Genomic DNA, 16,354 nt, shown 5'->3' with positions numbered 1-16,354 from the left:
AGTCAGGAGGATCCTGTTGCATGTATCACGGTGAACGTTTCAACGCCTGGACCCATCTGGTCGGCGCCGTTCTGGCCTGCATCGGCGCCATCTGGCTGCTGGTGGTGGCGAGCCTGCAAGGCGACCCCTGGAAGATCGTCAGCCTGGCGATCTATGGCTTTACCCTGCTGTTGCTCTACAGCATCTCGACCCTTTATCACAGCGTGCGCGGCAAGGCCAAAGTGATCATGCGCAAGCTCGATCACCTGTCGATCTACCTGTTGATTGCCGGCAGCTATACGCCGTTCTGCCTGGTCAGCCTGCGCGGGCCCTGGGGCTGGAGCCTGTTCGGGGTGGTCTGGGGGCTGGCGGTGATCGGCATGCTGCAAGAGATCAAGCCGCGCTCCGAAGCGCGGGTCATGTCGATCATCATCTATGCGCTGATGGGCTGGATCGTGCTGGTGGCGGTCAAGCCGCTGCTCGCCAGCCTCGGCGCCGCAGGCTTTGCCTGGCTAGCGGCCGGTGGCGCGTTCTACACCATCGGCATCATCTTCTTTGCCTACGACAGCCGCTTTCGCCATTGGCATGGCATCTGGCACCTGTTCGTGATCGCCGGCAGCCTGCTGCACTTCATCGCGGTGTTCTTCTACGTGCTCTAGAAGTCGCCCCACAGCTGCTGGGCGACGGCCAGGGCCACGACTGGCGCGGTTTCGGTGCGCAATACGCGCGGGCCCAGGCGTGCGGCATGGAAGCCGGTGGCCTTGGCCTGCTCGACTTCGGCCTCGCTGAGGCCGCCTTCTGGGCCGATCAAAAACGCCAGGCTGGCGGGCTGCTGATGGCTGACCATGGGTTCGGCGACCGGGTGCAGGACCAGCTTGAGGTCCTGGTCGCAGGCCTTGAGCCAGTCTGCCAGCGGCTGTGGTGGGTGGATGACCGGTACGCTGGAGCGACCGCATTGCTCGCAGGCGCTGATCGCCACCTGGCGCCAATGAGCCATGCGCTTGTCGGCGCGTTCATCCTTGAGGCGTACTTCGCAGCGCTCGCTGACGATCGGGGTGATAGCGCTGACGCCCAGTTCGGTGGCCTTCTGGATTGCCCAGTCCATGCGCTCGCCGCGCGACAGGCCCTGGCCGAGGTGAACCTGCAGGCTGGAGTCGGCTTGCCCGGCGAAGGCTTCGTCGAGCTGCACGCGGACGGTTTTCTTGCCGACTTCCAGCAATTGGCCGCGAAACTCCTGGCCGCTGCCGTCGAACAGTTGCACGGCATCGCCAACCGCCATGCGCAGCACGCGGCCGATGTAGTGGGCCTGGGCTTCGGGCAGGTCGTGGGCGCCGAGGCTCAGGGGGGCGTCGATGAAAAAGCGGGACAGTCTCATGTACTAACTCTAAAAATGTGTTGGCAGTGCGGGCTTCATCGCGGGGCAAGCCCGCTCCTACAGGGATCTTTGTAGGAGCGGGCTTGCCCCGCGATGCTGTTAGCCCGGATCGCGGAAATCAGGGTGAAAATCAGCCGGCACTGCCACGCTGACGCGGCTGCTGGTGGCGATGTCGATACCCTCGGTGGCCACCTCGGCGAGGAAGTCGATCTGCTCCGGGGTGATCACGTATGGCGGCAGGAAGTACACCACGCTGCCCAGCGGGCGCAGCAGGGCGCCACGGCTCAGGGCGTGCTCGAAGACCTTCAGGCCACGGCGTTCCTGCCACGGGTAGGCGGTCTTGCTGGCCTTGTCCTGGACCATCTCGATGGCCAGGGCCATGCCGGTCTGGCGCACTTCGCCAACTTGCGGGTGGTCGACCAGGTGCTCGGTGGCGCTGGCCATGCGCTGGGCCAGGGCCTTGTTGGCCTCGATGACGTTGTCCTGCGCGAAGATATCCAGGGTCGCCAGCGCCGCGGCACAGGCCAGCGGGTTGCCGGTGTAGCTGTGCGAGTGGAGGAAGGCGCGCAGGGTCGGGTAATCGTCGTAGAAGGCGCTGTACACCTCGTTGGTGGTCAGGCACGCGGCCAGCGGCAGGTAGCCACCGGTCAGGGCCTTGGACAGGCACAGGAAATCCGGGCGGATGCCGGCCTGTTCGCAGGCGAACATCGTCCCGGTGCGGCCAAAGCCCACGGCGATCTCGTCGTGGATCAGGTGCACGCCATAGCGGTCACAGGCCTCGCGCAGCAGCTTGAGGTATACCGGGTGGTACATGCGCATGCCACCGGCGCCCTGGATCAGCGGTTCGACGATCACCGCGGCGACCGTGGCGTGGTGTTCAGCCAGGGTCTGCTCCATGGCCGCGAACATGTTGCGCGAGTGCTCTTCCCAGCCCATGCCCTCGGGGCGCAGGTAGCAATCGGGGCTTGGCACCTTGATGGTGTCGAGCAGCAGCGCCTTGTAGGTCTCGGTGAACAACGGCACGTCGCCGACCGACATCGCCGCGATGGTCTCGCCGTGATAGCTGTTGCTCAGGGTGACGAAGCGCTTCTTCTCTGGCTGGCCTTTGTTCAGCCAGTAGTGAAAGCTCATTTTCAGCGCCACTTCGATACAGGACGAACCATTATCGGCGTAGAACACCCGGTCCAGGCCTTCGGGGGTGATCTGCACCAGGCGCTCGGACAGCTCGATCACCGGCTGGTGGCTGAAGCCTGCGAGAATCACGTGTTCAAGCTGGTCGACCTGGTCCTTGATGCGCTGGTTGATGCGCGGGTTGGCATGGCCGAAGGCGTTGACCCACCAGGAGCTGACGGCGTCGAGGTAGCGCTTGCCTTCGAAGTCTTCCAGCCACACGCCTTCGCCGCGCTTGATCGGAATCAGCGGCAGTTGTTCGTGATCTTTCATCTGGGTGCAGGGGTGCCACAGGACCTTGAGGTCACGTTGCATCCACTGTTGGTTGAGGCCCATTTCGATTCTCCTGGCGACGGCGGCTCGGACATGCCGCGCAAGCCTATGCAATGCGCCGGTCGAGAACAACCCGTGCGCTGCAATCAGGGTGCTGGCGTTGCTGGCGGGGGCGCTTGGCGTGGCGTATCCTTCGGCTACTCTTTCTGGGGGATCCCCCCAAACACTTCTGCTTTGATCCGGAGTTCGCCGAATGTCTGCTGGTTGGCTGCGCGCCTGTGCGCTGGTAATGATAGGACTGTTCAGCGGCACTGCGCTGGCCAAGGACAAGGCCCCGACGGCAATCGTCGTCGGTGGCGGTCTGGCCGGCCTGACAGCCGCCTATGAGTTGCAGAACAAGGGCTGGCAGGTGACCCTGCTGGAAGCCAAGACCGGTATGGGCGGGCGCTCGGGCCTGGCCACCAGTGAATGGATCGGCAACAGCAAGGCCCAGCCGGTGCTCAACCAGTACCTGGATGCCTTCAAGCTCAGCACCTTGCCGGCACCTGAGTTCGTGCGTACCCCGGGTTACCTGATCGATGGCGAGTATTTCAGCGCCGCCGACCTCAGTACCAAGCAACCGGCCACCGCCGAAGCGCTCAAGCGTTACGAGAAGACCCTCGACGACCTCGCACGCTCGATCGACGATCCGCTGAACCCGGCGGCCAACAGTACCCTGTTCGCCCTCGACCAGCTCAACGTTTCCGGCTGGCTCGACAAGCTGCAACTGCCGGCCACCGCGCGCCAGCTGGTCAACCAGCAGATCCGTACCCGTTACGACGAGCCGTCGCGCCTGTCGCTGCTCTACTTTGCCCAGCAGACCCGCGTCTACCGTGGCGTCAGCGACCGTGACCTGCGCGCCGCACGCCTGCCAGGCGGCAGCCCGGTGCTGGCCCAGGCCTTCGTCAAGCAATTGAAAACCATCAAGACCCAGTCGCCGGTCAGCGCCATCATCCAGGACAAGGACGGCGTCACCGTCAAGGTTGGCAGCGTCGGTTACCAGGCCGACTACGTCGTGCTGGCCGTACCGCTGCGCGCGCTGTCGAAGATCCAGATGACTCCGGGCCTGGACACCAAGCACCTGGCCGCCCTCAAGGGCACCAACTACGGCTGGCGCGACCAGCTGATGCTCAAGTTCAAGACCCCGGTGTGGGAAAGCCGCGCGCGGATGTCTGGCGAGATCTACAGCAACACCGGCCTGGGCATGCTCTGGATCGAGCCTGCGCTCAAGGGCGGCGCTAACGTGGTGATCAACCTCTCCGGTGACAACGCGCGCCTGCTGCAAGCCTTTGGCGACAAGCAGATGGTCGACCAGGTGCTGATCCGTCTGCACGCCTTCTACCCGCAAGCCCGTGGCGCCTTCACCGGCTACGAAGTACGCCGTTACAGCACTGACGTGGGTACCGGTGGCGCCTACCTGGCCTATGGCCCTGGGCAGATCAGCAAGTACTGGCGCCTGTGGGAGCGTCCGGTGCAGCGGGTTGCCTTTGCTGGCGAGCACACCGATGCGATGTACCCGGGCACCCTCGAAGGCGCTCTGCGCAGTGGCCAGCGCGCTGCCAGCCAGGTCCAGGACCTGGCCGCGGGCAAGTCGTTCGAGCCGGTCAAGGCGGTTGCCGCCACGGCCGCTGCCGGCACCGCGGCTGCCGCGGCGAGCAAAGGTAATTTCTTCAGCAACCTGTTTGGCGGATCGTCCGACAAGCCGGCCAAGGCCGAAGAGCCGGTGAAGAAGGAAGAGGGCAAGCCAGGCTTCTTCAAGCGCATGTTCGGTAGCGATGACAAGCCTGCCGAGCAGCCAGCGGCCAAGCAGGCCGAGGTGGCTCCGGCCCCTGCGCCGGCGCCAGCACCTGCGGTCGCCCCGGTTGCCAAGGAAGAGCCAGCCAAGGCGCCGGTGAAAGCCGCTCCGGCCAAACCAGCGGCCAAGCAGGCACCGGCGAAAAAGCCGGCAGCCAAGGCGCAACAGCCGAAGAAAACCGCAGCCAAGGCTGCGCCTGCGAAAAAAGCCGCCGCCAAGGCGGAACCAGTGAAAAAGCCGGTAGCCAACACCCAGGCCAAGGCGCAGTAATGCGCTGACTTCATCGCCGGCAACGCCGGCTCCTACAGGGGCAAGTACACACCGAACCTGTGGGAGCCAGCCTTGCCGGCGATGGGCCGCGCAGCGGCCCCAAGGCCCGCAGGGTCTTCCCTTCCCACGTAGTTAATGTTTCCTTAATAGCTTCGTTTCATACTAAAGATCATATTTCTCGATATTTCAGAGCAAGTTTTTCTGCTTTTATTCGATTAATAAATCGTTAGTCTGAGCACAGTTCTTACAGGGAAACACGGCAATGCAACTGCGCAACTCACCTTCTCGTTATGGCTTTGTCAGCATCGTCCTGCACTGGGGTGTTGCACTGGCTGTATTCGGCCTGTTCGGCCTGGGCCTGTGGATGATGGGCCTGGACTACTACAGCCCATGGCGCAAAGACGCCCCCGACCTGCACAAAAGTATCGGCCTGGTGCTGCTCGGTGTGATGCTCCTGCGCGTGCTCTGGCGCTTTCTCAGCCCACCGCCGCCAGCGCTGCCCAACCACGGCAAACTCACCCGCCTCGCCTCCAAGGCCGGCCATGGCCTGCTGTACCTGGGGCTGTTCGCGGTGATGTTCGCCGGCTACATGATTTCTACCGCCGACGGCGTTGGCATCCCGGTGTTCGGCCTGTTTGAAGTGCCGGCGCTGGTCAGCAACCTGCCCGATCAGGCCGATGTCGCCGGCGAGATCCATTTCTACCTGGCCTGGGGCCTGGTGATCTTTGCCGGGCTGCACGGCCTGGCAGCCCTGAAACACCACTTTATCGACCGTGACGCGACCCTGATCCGCATGCTGGGCCGCAAAGCTTGATGTTCAACCTCAACTCCAAAAGGGATATAGACGCATGTTGAAAAAGACTTTTGCCGCTCTGGCGCTCGGTACCGCACTGTTCTCGGCCGGTCAGGCAATGGCAGCAGACTACAAGATCGACAAGGAAGGCCAGCACGCCTTCGTTGACTGGAAGATCAGCCACCTGGGCTACAGCTTCATCCACGGCACCTTCAAGGACTTCGATGGCTCCTTCAGCTGGGACGCCGCCAAGCCTGAAGCCAGCAAGATCGCCGTCGACCTGAAAACCGCCAGCCTGTGGTCCAACCACGCCGAGCGTGACAAGCACATCGCCAGCAAAGATTTCCTCGATGTGAGCAAGTTCCCAGAGGCCAAGTTCGTCTCCACCGCTGTCAAATCGACCGGCGAGAAAACTGCTGACGTGACTGGCGACCTGACCCTGCACGGCGTCACCAAGCCAGTCATCTTCAAGGCCACCTTCAACGGTGAAGGCAAGGATCCATGGGGTGGCGAGCGCGCCGGTTTCAACGCCAAGACCACGCTGAACCTGAACGACTTCGGCATCAAAGGCCCAGGCCCGTCTTCGCAGACCCTGGATCTGGACATCTCGATCGAAGGTATCAAGCAGAAGTAATGCTTGCTGCATAAACGAAAACGCCGCCCCTAGGGGCGGCGTTTTTGTTGGCGCGGTCGCTGAATCAGCGGTTACGCGTCAGCAGCGCAGGCTTCTCGCCACGTGGACGGCTTGGCAGCTGCTCGAGCTGTTCGGCAGTCGGGAAGCGGTCGACCTTCGACTCCTTGTGGACGATCTTCGGCTGCGGCTGGCCCTCACGCGGATTGCGCACGGCCGGCTCTTTGCTCGCTTGATCGTCGCGCGCCGGGCGGCGATTGCGACCGCCACCGTCGCGGCTGCCGCCACCATTACGGGCACCGCCGCCGCGCTTCTCGCCATTGGCCGAAGCACCACCACCGCTGCGCGGACCGTTGTTGCTGCGCGGCTGGCCGCCACGTGGCTGGCCACCGGTGCTGGCGCCGGTGCCGGTCTGGGCAGGTGCGCCCGGACGACGGTTACGGCCCTGGTTGCCCTTGTTCTGGTAAGGGCTGACGTAGTCGGCGCGGTTGCCGAAGTTGTCGACTTCGTCATCCAGGAACTCTTCCGGATCACGATTGGCCGGAACTTGCGGAACACCTGGCTGGCCCGACTGGGCCTGCCGCGGTTTATTGTCGCGGGGCTTGCGCTCCTGGCGACCACCGGCGGATTTCTCCGCGGTTTTTTCCTTGTCCTTGTCGCGGCCTTTGTCTTTGCCCTGGTCCTTACCCTTGTCCTTGCGACCGCCGCTACCGGCATTGCTGCCATCGGCGCGCTGGCCACGGCCACCACGCGGACTGTTTTGCGGACGCTCACGGGTCTCGGGTTTCTCGGCTTCGACCTTGGAGGCATCAAAGCCCATCAGGTCGCCATCCGGGATCTTCTGGCGGGTAACGCGCTCGATGCTCTTGAGCAGTTTTTCTTCATCCGGAGCGACCAGCGAGATGGCCTCGCCCGAACGACCGGCACGACCGGTACGGCCGATACGGTGAACGTAGTCTTCTTCAACGTTGGGCAGTTCGAAGTTGACCACGTGCGGCAACTGGTCGATGTCCAGGCCACGGGCGGCGATATCGGTGGCAACCATGATGCGCACGCTGCCGGCCTTGAAGTCGGCCAGGGCCTTGGTGCGCGCGTTCTGGCTCTTGTTGCCGTGGATCGCGGCGGCGGTCAGGCCGTGTTTTTCCAGGTACTCGGCCAGGCGGTTGGCGCCATGCTTGGTACGGGTGAACACCAGCACCTGTTCCCACGCACCGGTGGTGATCAGGTGTGCCAGCAAGGCGCGCTTGTGGCTGGCCGGCAGGCGGTAGACGCGCTGCTCGATACGCTCGACTGTGGTGTTCGGCGGCGTGACCTCGATGCGCTCGGGGTTGTGCAGCAGCTTGTCGGCAAGGTCAGTAATGTCTTTGGAGAAGGTCGCCGAGAACAGCAGGTTCTGACGCTTGGCCGGCAGGCGGGCAAGGACCTTCTTCACATCATGGATGAAGCCCATGTCGAGCATGCGGTCGGCTTCGTCGAGCACCAGGGTCTCGACGTGGGACAGGTCAACGCTGCCCTGGCCGGCGAGATCCAGCAGGCGGCCGGGGCAGGCCACCAGCACGTCGACACCCTTGGCCATGGCCTGAACCTGTGGGTTCATGCCGACGCCACCAAAGATGCAGGCGCTGACGAATTTGAGGTCGCGGGCGTAAACCTTGAAGCTGTCGTGAACCTGGGCGGCCAGTTCGCGCGTCGGGGTCAGCACCAGTACCCGCGGCTGGCGTGGGCCATGGCGCTGGGATTTGTCCGGGTGACCACCGGGGAACAGGCGTTCAAGGATCGGCAGGGCGAAACCGCCGGTTTTACCAGTACCTGTCTGGGCGGCAACCATCAGGTCGCGGCCTTGCAACACGGCGGGAATGGCCCGCTGTTGCACCGGAGTGGGCTGGGTGTAGCCCGCAGCCTCGATGGCGCGAACTAGAGCCTCGGAGAGACCGAGGGAAGCAAAGGACATGAGTAATCCTGTTTTAATGGGGGCTGAGCCCGATGGGATAATCTTGCCTGGCGCGACGGGCATCAGCTGATGCTATCGCGTCCGGTCCAGCAGGGTCTTCAATGCGCATCCGGGGCGGCGGGCGGGCTCTGGGCCGCGCTGTCCTGCCGGTCGGGATGCCTTTTGCAAGGCCGAGCGTCCGGGCGTAAGCCTGGCGGGAAGGCCCGAGTATAACAGAGCATTCAGCGCATGCTGCTTTCCTGCTGCTCAACGGCGGTTGGAAAGTTTTCCGCAGTGCCGGCGTAGCGTGCATGCAGCGCGGCATAGGCCGGCTCGCGCTTGAAGCGCCGCAGCTCGGCGGCAAAGCGCTGGGCCAGCAGGTCCATGCCGACATTGCGGCGCACCGCCAGGTACTGGCTGTGGCGGCTGATCACCAGAGGCAGTTCGCTGATCTGCTGTTCCAGGCCCAATGTCTTGATCATATAGCGGCCCACACGGCGGTCGGTGATCAACAGGTCGATACGTCCGCGCTGGAGCTTGCCGAAGTTGGCCTCGTGAGTGGGGGCCGGCTCGCGGGTGAACAGTGGTGAGTCGATAAACGCGCCACCATAGCTGTAACCGGGCGAAGTGCCGACGGTAAGGCCGCGCAGGTCTTCCAGGCGCTTGACCTTGTGCGGGCGAGCGTTGGCATAGAACAGGGTAAATTCGACGTCGGACAGCGGCTCGCTGGGGTAGAACAACTGGCTGTCGCGCTGTTCGGTCTGGAAGATGTCCAGCACGCCATCGGCCAGGCCCTGCTCGATCATCGCCAGGCAGCGCTTCCAGGGCAGGAACTGCCATTCCACCTCGACCCCCAGGCGCTTGAATACCTCGGCGGTGACCTCATAGTCGATGCCTTTGGCCTGGCCGTCTTCGAGATAGACGTAGGGGGCCCAGGGTTCGGTGACGATACGCAGCTTCTCGCCGTGGGCAAAGGCACTCAGGCAAGTGAGAATCAGCGCGGTCAACAGGCGGGTGAAATCGGGCATGGCTGGAGATTACGACGTGTGCACGGCTATGGCTAGTAGCCGTGCATGTCGAGCCAGCCTGGCTGTCAGCGCTGTGATCGCTTTAACAGTGAATCACGCACCGTGCGGTGCTTGCGGCCCAGCGACAGGCGCATGCCTGGGTGCTCGAACCATCGCTGCAGGGTATCGGCGCAGATCGGCCGCGGATGGCGGGCCCTGGCGTTGTCCAGGGCCTTGTCCCACCAGGCCGTAGCGCAGGCGCGGTCGAACTCGTTGGGGTAGTCGTAGCAGCCATTGAGCAACTCGCGCATGAACTGGCGCTGTTCGCTCGGCAGGGCCAGGCTCAGCGCCTTGTAGCCCAGGCGTTGCAAGGTTGGCGGCTTGGGCAACTGGGCATTGACGCGGGTGACGTCGGCCAGTGCCTCTTCGCTCAGGGGTGCGTGCTGGTGCTTGGCCAGCCAGGCCTGGACCTTGGCCCGGAACAGCTGCTTGCGGCTCCAGTAGTGATGGATCAGGTCGGTGCACTGGTTAACCTGCATCTGCCGGTAGGCGGCCACGCCCAGGCAGAACTCCTCCAGGGTGTAGGCGCCGTTGGCGTGGGGGTAGTACTCGTCCATCAAGGCGATGGAGCGGTCCAGCAATGGCGCATCTTCCTGCATCAGGCCAATCACCCCGGAGTTCAGCAGCGGCATGTGCCGGTCGGCCAGCCCGCGTTCTTCGAGCATTGCTGCCAGGCTCTGGAACAGCGGGCACTGCGGATCATTGCCATAGGTACTGCCGATGGCATTGCACAGCAGGGTGCCTGGCTTGACCCGGCGAAACAGCTCGATGGGCGACTGATGGAAGAACGTGTCGGTATCGATCAGCACGGCCATGGGCGCGCTGGCAAGCACCTGACGCAGCACCACGTGCTTGCTGCGAAAGTGGTAGCCGTAGGGCTGGTTCCAGGCTTCACGGGTGGCGGCGTCGAGTGGATGAACAGTTACCGGCAGGTGCCGGTAGGGTTCGGGATTGTCGCTGTAGACCTGGATATCAAGTGCTTCCCCGGGTGTCTTGCGCAGGTTGGCCAGGGCGCTGACGATGCTGAACTGGGCTTCCTGGTGGTAGGTGGGCGGCCCGAAGACCAGGTAAACGAGTTGCGGTCGAGCAGGGGTAAGTCCTTGGCGCATGGAAGGCACGAAAATCCGTCTGGGGGCAGGAATGCAGAAAGGCCCTTAGCGTAAGCTAAAGGCCTTTTCAGTATTCTGACGCAATTGTTACCTGCGGTGTAGCGGTTCGATCAGCGGGGCAACTTGAGGTTGTTCCAGATCGCCAGGCTCGGGTCGGCCTGGTTCAAGGTGTAGAAGTGCAACCCTGGAGCGCCGCCTTGCAGCAGTTGCTCGCACATGCGGGTGATGACGTCTTCACCGAAGGCCTGGATGCTCTTCACATCGTCGCCGTAGGCTTCCAGCTGCTTGCGGATCCAGCGTGGGATCTCGGCGCCGCAAGCGTCAGAGAAGCGCGCCAGCTTGCTGTAGTTGGTGATCGGCATGATCCCCGGTACTACCGGAATATCCACACCCAGCTGCTGCACGCGCTCGACGAAATAGAAGTAGCTGTCGGCGTTGAAGAAGTACTGGGTGATGGCGCTGTCGGCGCCGGCGTTGGCCTTGCGCACGAAGTTCTTCAGGTCATCCTCGAAGTTGCGCGCCTGGGGATGCATCTCCGGGTAGGCGGCGATTTCGATATGGAAGTGATCGCCGCTTTCCTGGCGAATGAACTCCACCAGTTCGTTGGCGTAGCGCAGCTCACCGCTGGCCATGCCCATGCCCGACGGCAGGTCGCCGCGCAAGGCGACGATGCGCTGGATGCCGGCTGCCTTGTACTGGGTCAGCAGCGAGCGCAGGTCGTCCTTGCTGTCGCCGACGCACGACAGGTGCGGGGCGGCGGGGACTTTCACTTCGCTTTCCAGCTGCAGCACGGTGTTCAGCGTGCGGTCGCGGGTCGAGCCACCGGCACCGTAGGTGCAGGAGAAGAAATCCGGGTTGTAGCTGGCCAGCTGGCGGGCAGTGGCGAGCAGTTTTTCATGTCCAGCATCGGTCTTGGTCGGGAAGAACTCGAAGCTGTAACGACGTTCCTGAGACATAGAAGGTTCTCTTCAGCGGCAAGCTACAAGCCGCAAGCGACAAGCAGAAGCGGCGCGAACCGCTTGCAGCTTGCAGCTTGCAGCTACCAACTTTCAGTAACGGTAGGCGTGTGGCTTGAATGGCCCTTCAACAGTCACGCCGATGTATTCGGCCTGTTGCGGGGTCAGTTGGGTCACTACACCACCGAAGCCGCGGACCATTTCCAGGGCCACTTCTTCGTCGAGTTTCTTCGGCAGGACTTCAACGGTCAGGCGCTCGGCTTTCTGAGCGGCTGGCAGGTCGGCGTACTTCTGTTCGAACAGGAAGATCTGTGCCAGGACCTGGTTGGCGAACGAGCCGTCCATGATCCGGCTTGGGTGACCGGTAGCGTTGCCCAGGTTCACCAGGCGGCCTTCGGCCAGCAGGATCAGGTAGTCGTCGTTCTGTGGGTCGAAGTCGCCGTGGCCGGTACGGTGGATCTTGTGTACCTGTGGTTTGACTTCTTCCCAGGCCCAGTTCTTGCGCATGAAAGCGGTGTCGATTTCATTGTCGAAGTGGCCGATGTTGCAGACCACGGCGCGCTTTTTCAGGGCCTTGAGCATGTTGGCATCGCAAACGTTGACGTTACCGGTGGTGGTCACGATCAGGTCGATCTTGCCCAGCAGGGCCTTGTCGATGCTCGCTTCGGTGCCGTTGTTGATACCGTCGATGAACGGCGAGACCAGCTCGAAGCCGTCCATGCAGGCCTGCATGGCGCAGATCGGGTCAACTTCGGAAACCTTGACGATCATGCCTTCCTGACGCAGCGACTGGGCCGAGCCCTTGCCCACGTCACCGTAACCGATGACCAGCGCCTGCTTGCCCGACAGCAGGTGGTCGGTGCCGCGCTTGATGGCATCGTTGAGGCTGTGACGGCAGCCGTACTTGTTGTCGTTCTTGCTCTTGGTGACCGAGTCGTTGACGTTGATCGCCGGGACTTTCAGCTCGCCCTTGGCCAGCATGTCGAGCAGGCGGTGCACACCGGTGGTGGTCTCTTCGGTGACGCCGTGGACGCGCTCCAGTACCGCCGGGTATTTCTTGTGCAGCAGCTCGGTGAGGTCGCCGCCATCGTCGAGGATCATGTTGGCGTCCCATGGCTGGCCATCCTTGAGGATGGTCTGCTCCAGGCACCACTCGTACTCTTGCTCGGTCTCGCCTTTCCAGGCGAACACAGGGATGCCGGCAGCGGCAATGGAGGCAGCGGCCTGGTCCTGGGTCGAGAAGATGTTGCAGGACGACCAGCGCACTTCGGCACCCAGGGCGACCAGGGTTTCGATCAGCACGGCGGTCTGAATGGTCATGTGGATGCAGCCGAGGATTTTCGCACCCTTGAGCGGTTGCTCTTCAAGGTACTTGCGGCGCAGGCCCATCAGCGCTGGCATTTCCGATTCGGCAATGATGGTCTCGCGACGGCCCCAGGCAGCCAGGGAGATGTCGGCGACTTTGTAATCGGTAAAACCAGCAGGCGTGTTTACAGCGCTCATTGAGAGCCTCCATTCGTAGTGTGCGAATGGGCGCCGTTGTGCGTTTAGTGTCCGCAGGCAGGCCTGGCGGGACAACGCCCCATCCGAGCCTGACAGGTTGAACCTGCTGCAGCGCCCCTCGGACAGGTGGCGGGAACGGTGGCCAATGCAGCCACCGTCGAATAATGCCGGGCGATTATAGCCGGGCTTTTCGAGCTTCCCAAGCGCTAAAGACAAATCTGCGGCTCAGCCGGTCGGCGCCGTGACCAGCAGGTCCAGGTGCAGGCTCAGGTATGCCAGCGGCTCGCAGCCCTGGGTCAGCAGCATTACCTGCCAGGTCAGCTTGAATTCGCCCGGATGGTCGCTGTGCAGATGCCAGTGGTAGTCGTCGACCTCGCGGCACGACGGTTGCAATGGTGCGGATGCCTCCGGACGTGCCAGGCGCAGATTGTGCTGTTCGATCAGCTCGATTGTCAGCGGCGGCGTGCTGGCAGGGCTGTGGCTGAACAGTATTTCTTCGCCGAGCAGTGCTACCGGCACCATGCGCAGCAGTAGCGGGGTCCCGGCTTCGAGGGTCAGTCGGGGGGAGTCGACAAGCAGAGAGCCGTCCGGCTCCGCTCGGGTGTGCAAGATGCACAGGTGGCGAGGGTTGAGCGCGACGGGCGTACCCGGGTTGCCGGGCAAAGGGTCGAGCGAGGCAAGCAGGCCCTGGGCATCGACGATCAGTACAACGTGTTCAGGTTTCTCCGTAGCCATGATGAGCTCCTTCCATGAGCACCAATTGGGGCGGGTTGCGGTGTGCGCCGCCGGCTGGCCGGCGGCGCTTGCCCTGGATCAGTTGGTGATGGTGATGAACGGATCCCATTCGAAGTAGCCGCAGCACTTGCAATCACGATCGACGATCATGAACTTGAAGTGGTAGGTGACCTTGCCTTGCGCAAGCAAGTCGCCACGCCAGTAGTAGTTGTCGTTGATCTGGCAGGTCGGCACGGTTTTGTTGTTGGCATTGGGCACGGCCGATTGCACTTTGGCCTTCAGTGCCCGAGGGTCTTCCAGCAGTTGGTGATTGGGGTCGTCGCAAACGAACCCATAGAGGATCACCGACTGCTCGAAGCCAACGGAAATGCTCTGTTCACGCCAGCGCACGACATCACCTACGCGACCCTTGAGGTGCAACTCGCCGCCGGCCTGGCCAGAGATGACGTTGTCCTGGTAGGTGACCATGTAGATGTGTTCTGGCGGGATGAACGTGGGCTTGTTCGGGTCTTTGCTCGGATTGGGGAATTTCTTGAGGATGGTTTCGGTGTCGAAGTTGATGCTGACGTCGATAACTCTGGACATGAGTGGATTCCTTTTCACTGTACGAGTAGGTCAATGGTGAGCCTCGGATGCTCTCCACTGGCACTGCCCGGAGCTTCGCTTCCTGCGATGCCGGTGCTGCCGCGCCGTATGCCAAGTTCCGGTGGTCCGACTACCTGGAGTGATCTGCGGATCACATGCTCAGGCTAGCCGCATCGATTGGGCTGTCAAAGCGTGCCGAGCGGAATTTTGCTGGCTACTGACCAATGGTCGTAATGGTCGAATCCCCCGGAATGGGACTACCATGTAACGCAAGAGCCCAAGGGCTGAGATTGCCCTTCGGTGCTTGTTTTTCAGAGGCCAAGGTCAGGAGTAACGATGAATTTCCACACCCGCAAATGGGTAAAACCCGAAGACCTCAACCCCAACGGCACCCTGTTCGGCGGCAGCCTGCTGCGCTGGATCGACGAAGAGGCGGCGATCTATGCGATCGTCCAGCTGGGCAACCAGCGCGTGGTGACCAAGTACATCTCGGAGATCAACTTCGTCAGCGCTTCGCGCCAGGGCGACATCATCGAACTGGGCATCACCGCCACCGAATTCGGCCGCACCTCGATCACCCTCAAGTGCGAAGTGCGCAACAAGATCACCCGCAAGAGCATCCTCACCGTCGACCGCATGGTCTTCGTCAACCTCGGTGAAGACGGCTTGCCGGCGCCGCACGGGCGCACTGAGATCAAGTACATCAAGGATCAGTTCGATACCGCGGTGGAGTGATAGGCGCCGCCGGCAAGCCGGCTCCCATATATCCCTGTGGGAGCAGGCTTGCCAGCGATAGCGGTCTCAAGGCTGCTCGGTAACCCCGCGCACCACCCGGCCGATCGTCAGGCCCTGCAGCAGGATCGACGACAGCACCACGATGTAGGTGATGCTCAGCAGCAGATCACGCTCGGTGCCCGATGGCAGCGACAGCGCCAGGGCCACCGACACACCGCCACGCAGGCCACCCCAGGTCAGCACCCGCACGGTACCGCGCGGAACGGTGCGCCAACGGCGCAGCATCAGGATGGCCGGTGCCACGGTCAGCAGGCGCGACAGCAGGATCGCCACCGCCAGCACGCCGGCCGCCGCCAGGTGCATCCACGAGAATGGCAGCAGCAACAGCTCCAGGCCGATCAGGGCGAACAGCAGGGCGTTGAGCATGTCGTCGATCAGTTCCCAGAAACCGTCCAGGTAGCGGCGGGTCATGTCGTTCATTGCCAGGTTGCGGCCCAGGTTGCCGATGATCAGGCCGGCCACGACCATGGCGATCGGCGCCGAAACGTGCAGCTCATAGGCCATGGCCGAACCGCCGATCACCAGTGCCAGGGTCAGCATGACCTCGACCTGGTACTGCTCGATGCTTTTGATCATGCGGTAGGTGATGTAGCCCACCAGGCCGCCGAACAGAATGCCGCCAATGGCTTCGCGGGCGAACAGGATCGCGGTGTCGGCCACCGTCGGTGTTTCGCCAAGCTGGGCGATGCCCAGCAATACGGTGAACACCACGACTGCAGTGCCGTCGTTGAACAGCGACTCGCCAACGATGGTGGTCTTCAGTGGCTTGGAGGCATTGGCGGTACGCAGTGCGCCGAGAACCGCGATCGGGTCGGTCGGCGAGATCAAGGCACCGAACAGCAGGCAGTAGAGCAGGCTCACATGCCAGCCGAACAGGGCGAAAATCCAGTGGGCGAGAAAGCCGATGACCACGGTGGCGATCAGCACGCCGACGGTCGCCAGCAGCCCGATCGGCCAGCGGTAGCTGCGCAGGTCGGCAAGGTTTACGTGCAAGGCGCCGGCGAACAGCAGGAACGACAGCATCCAGTGCATCAGCAGATCGTTGAAGTCGATCTGGTTCATCAAACCCTGCACGCGCTCTTCCAGGCCGGGGTAGCCGATCACGCTCAAGCCTTGCAGCAGCAGCGAGAACAGCAAGGCGGTGACCATCACGCCGATGGTTGGGGGCAGGCCGATGAAACGGTAATTTACATAGGTGAGGAGGGTGGTCAAACAGATAAACGCAGCAACGAGCTCAAGCATCCTAGGTCCTGTAGTGGCTTCCAAGTCGACACCCGATAGCCTCGGGCATTTCTTTGATGACCTGCCGAGGGCTTCGGGACACACTTTTGACTGGTTTCGTTGACCGC

Annotated in this window: 15 protein-coding genes and 1 riboswitch; of the genes, 5 read left to right on the top strand and 10 right to left on the bottom strand. The window is 62.7% G+C overall.

Annotated elements, in window-relative coordinates:
* The first annotated feature begins 20 nt into the window (after nucleotides 1-20).
* Entirely contained in the window at nucleotides 21-638 is a 618-nt protein-coding gene (locus BLR26_RS01220; protein WP_045193841.1) for a PAQR family membrane homeostasis protein TrhA, read from the top strand.
* On the opposite strand, the gene BLR26_RS01215 is transcribed toward BLR26_RS01220, so the two are convergent.
* On the bottom strand, nucleotides 635-1,354 hold the full coding sequence (locus BLR26_RS01215; protein ID WP_045193840.1) for a 16S rRNA (uracil(1498)-N(3))-methyltransferase: 720 nt from the start codon (nucleotides 1,352-1,354) through the stop codon (nucleotides 635-637). The two genes, BLR26_RS01220 and BLR26_RS01215, sit on opposite strands and share 4 nt — an antisense overlap.
* Before the next feature lie 99 nt (nucleotides 1,355-1,453).
* Nucleotides 1,454-2,860 (bottom strand): adenosylmethionine--8-amino-7-oxononanoate transaminase, encoded by a 1,407-nt coding sequence (locus BLR26_RS01210; protein ID WP_045193839.1) that lies wholly within the window; start codon nucleotides 2,858-2,860, stop codon nucleotides 1,454-1,456.
* Between the two features lie 190 nt (nucleotides 2,861-3,050).
* Between BLR26_RS01210 and BLR26_RS01205 the strand changes: the two genes are divergently transcribed.
* From BLR26_RS01205 to BLR26_RS01195, 3 genes are all read left to right on the top strand, one after another.
* Nucleotides 3,051-4,901, top strand: coding sequence for a flavin monoamine oxidase family protein (locus BLR26_RS01205; protein WP_093376915.1), 1,851 nt, complete (start codon nucleotides 3,051-3,053; stop codon nucleotides 4,899-4,901).
* Nucleotides 4,902-5,163: 262 nt separating this feature from the next.
* On the top strand, nucleotides 5,164-5,715 hold the full coding sequence (locus BLR26_RS01200) for a cytochrome b (protein WP_045193834.1): 552 nt from the start codon (nucleotides 5,164-5,166) through the stop codon (nucleotides 5,713-5,715).
* Between the two features lie 34 nt (nucleotides 5,716-5,749).
* Nucleotides 5,750-6,328 (top strand): YceI family protein, encoded by a 579-nt coding sequence (locus BLR26_RS01195; protein WP_093376912.1) that lies wholly within the window; start codon nucleotides 5,750-5,752, stop codon nucleotides 6,326-6,328.
* A 64-nt stretch (nucleotides 6,329-6,392) separates the two neighbouring features.
* Here BLR26_RS01195 and BLR26_RS01190 read toward each other — a convergent pair whose 3' ends face one another.
* From BLR26_RS01190 to BLR26_RS01160, 7 genes are all read right to left on the bottom strand, one after another.
* The gene (locus tag BLR26_RS01190; protein WP_176794195.1) at nucleotides 6,393-8,276 is read right to left on the bottom strand and encodes an RNA helicase RhlE2; all 1,884 of its coding nucleotides are present in this window, start codon (nucleotides 8,274-8,276) and stop codon (nucleotides 6,393-6,395) included.
* Between the two features lie 221 nt (nucleotides 8,277-8,497).
* Nucleotides 8,498-9,283, bottom strand: coding sequence for a substrate-binding periplasmic protein (locus BLR26_RS01185; protein ID WP_093376907.1), 786 nt, complete (start codon nucleotides 9,281-9,283; stop codon nucleotides 8,498-8,500).
* Between the two features lie 65 nt (nucleotides 9,284-9,348).
* Nucleotides 9,349-10,431 carry a hypothetical protein gene (locus BLR26_RS01180; protein WP_093376904.1) on the bottom strand — a complete coding sequence of 361 codons (1,083 nt, stop codon included), beginning with the start codon at nucleotides 10,429-10,431 and terminating at the stop codon, nucleotides 9,349-9,351.
* A gap of 110 nt (nucleotides 10,432-10,541) precedes the next feature.
* Nucleotides 10,542-11,387 carry a methylenetetrahydrofolate reductase [NAD(P)H] gene (metF, locus tag BLR26_RS01175; RefSeq protein WP_045193827.1) on the bottom strand — a complete coding sequence of 282 codons (846 nt, stop codon included), beginning with the start codon at nucleotides 11,385-11,387 and terminating at the stop codon, nucleotides 10,542-10,544.
* Nucleotides 11,388-11,480: 93 nt separating this feature from the next.
* Nucleotides 11,481-12,890 carry an adenosylhomocysteinase gene (ahcY, locus tag BLR26_RS01170; protein WP_045193826.1) on the bottom strand — a complete coding sequence of 470 codons (1,410 nt, stop codon included), beginning with the start codon at nucleotides 12,888-12,890 and terminating at the stop codon, nucleotides 11,481-11,483.
* A gap of 21 nt (nucleotides 12,891-12,911) precedes the next feature.
* Nucleotides 12,912-13,016: riboswitch (S-adenosyl-L-homocysteine riboswitch) on the bottom strand.
* Between the two features lie 99 nt (nucleotides 13,017-13,115).
* Nucleotides 13,116-13,625 (bottom strand): hypothetical protein, encoded by a 510-nt coding sequence (locus BLR26_RS01165; RefSeq protein ID WP_093376898.1) that lies wholly within the window; start codon nucleotides 13,623-13,625, stop codon nucleotides 13,116-13,118.
* A 78-nt stretch (nucleotides 13,626-13,703) separates the two neighbouring features.
* Nucleotides 13,704-14,210 carry an inclusion body family protein gene (locus BLR26_RS01160; RefSeq protein WP_093376894.1) on the bottom strand — a complete coding sequence of 169 codons (507 nt, stop codon included), beginning with the start codon at nucleotides 14,208-14,210 and terminating at the stop codon, nucleotides 13,704-13,706.
* Between the two features lie 336 nt (nucleotides 14,211-14,546).
* On the opposite strand from BLR26_RS01160, the gene BLR26_RS01155 reads away from it, so the two are divergent.
* Nucleotides 14,547-14,945 carry an acyl-CoA thioesterase gene (locus tag BLR26_RS01155; RefSeq protein WP_010221517.1) on the top strand — a complete coding sequence of 133 codons (399 nt, stop codon included), beginning with the start codon at nucleotides 14,547-14,549 and terminating at the stop codon, nucleotides 14,943-14,945.
* Between the two features lie 66 nt (nucleotides 14,946-15,011).
* Here BLR26_RS01155 and BLR26_RS01150 read toward each other — a convergent pair whose 3' ends face one another.
* A complete protein-coding gene (locus BLR26_RS01150) occupies nucleotides 15,012-16,247 on the bottom strand; it encodes a cation:proton antiporter (protein ID WP_045193825.1) in 1,236 nt (411 codons plus the stop codon).
* Nucleotides 16,248-16,354 lie beyond the last annotated feature (107 nt).

Origin of the sequence: Pseudomonas sp. UC 17F4 (assembly GCF_900101695.1) — a bacterium.
Lineage (GTDB): Bacteria > Pseudomonadota > Gammaproteobacteria > Pseudomonadales > Pseudomonadaceae > Aquipseudomonas.
This window is presented reverse-complemented; position numbering and strand designations above follow the sequence as displayed.